Origin of the sequence: Mycobacterium ostraviense, from assembly GCF_002705925.1 — a bacterium.
Lineage (GTDB): Bacteria > Actinomycetota > Actinomycetes > Mycobacteriales > Mycobacteriaceae > Mycobacterium > Mycobacterium ostraviense.
On the sequence record NZ_NKRE01000019.1, the window covers coordinates 1 to 1,215 of the forward strand.

Here is a 1,215-nt window from a genome sequence, read left to right on the forward strand (position 1 = left end):
CTGAGTACAGGGTCGAGGCCGCACATCTGGTGATCGATGGCAATCGGCGCGTTGCTGAAGTTGCCCGTGAACTGGATTTGCACGAGAACCTGCTGCATGCGTGGGTCCGTGATGAACGCCGGCGGATGGCGGCGGCCGGCGCCATTGCCCGGCCTGATCCCGGTGGAGGCGAACCACTTTCGGCCGAGGAGCGTGCGGAGTTGGTGCGGCTGCGTGCGCAGGTGGCCGAGCAGGCGAAAGATATCGCCTTCTTGGAAAAAGCCTCGGCGTACTTTGCGGCACAGCATCGAAGGTGAGCCGATATGAGCTCATCGCCGCAGAGTGCGCCGACCACGACGTGAGGCGCATGGCCGGGCTGCTTGGCGTATCACGGTCGGGCTACTACAAGCACTTGCAGACCAGCACCGCGGACGCGCCTGGTCCGCAACTGCAGCGACGCCGCGATCTGGAGGTCAAGATCTTGGCTCACCACCGCGCGTCGAAGGGCACCTATGGCTCACCGCGGATCACTGCTGACCTGCACGATGAGGGCGAGCGGGTCTCTGCCAACACGGTCGCCAAGATCATGGCCGAGCTGGGGATCGAGGGCATCAGCCCGCGCACGTTCAAGACCACCACGCTGGTCGATCCGGCGGCTTCGTTTCCGCCGGATTTGGTCGGACGGCGCTTTGACCAGGGCCGTATCGATGCGGTGTGGTCATCGGACATTACCTACCTGTGCTGCGGGGAAGGTGACATGTTCTTGTGTGCGATCCGCGACGAGCACTCCCGGCGCGCCTTGGTTGGGCTGGGCCGTCGACGATCACATGCGCACCGAGCTGGTCACCCGCGCGGTCGAGCGGGCGGTGTTCGTGCGTGCGCACCGCTGCGGTGGGGTGATCTTGCACTCCGACCGCGGCAGCCAGTACACCGCCCACGACATGGCGTTGGCTTGCGCCACCCATGGACTGCGCCGCTCGATGGGAGCCACCGGCATCTGCTGGGACAACGCCGGTGCAGAATCGCTGTGGTCAACCTTCAAACACGAATGCTACTACCGACACGCCTTTGCGACGAAAACGGAACTTATTGCAGCAGTTGACAATTGGATGAATTTCTACAATAATCAACGAAGGCATTCAGCGATCGGGATGCGCTCACCTATCGACTACGAGCGCACACTGACTGTCACCACGGAAGCAAGTTAACCGTGTCCACTATTTTGGGGGAACCCCA

2 protein-coding genes and 1 pseudogene are annotated in these 1,215 nt (G+C 62.6%); all 3 read left to right on the top strand.

Features of this window, described 5'->3' with window-relative positions; translation table 11 throughout:
• Window positions 1–296, top strand: a 296-nt coding sequence (locus CDN38_RS27635) for a transposase (protein ID WP_142361383.1), incomplete at its 5' end; no start/stop codon positions are given.
• A 50-nt stretch (window positions 297–346) separates the two neighbouring features.
• Window positions 347–589: pseudogene (locus CDN38_RS32545) on the top strand (IS3 family transposase); the annotation flags it as partial.
• A gap of 97 nt (window positions 590–686) precedes the next feature.
• Window positions 687–1,187 (top strand): integrase core domain-containing protein, encoded by a 501-nt coding sequence (locus CDN38_RS29835; RefSeq protein ID WP_275539815.1) that lies wholly within the window; start codon window positions 687–689, stop codon window positions 1,185–1,187.
• The last annotated feature ends 28 nt before the right edge of the window (window positions 1,188–1,215 follow it).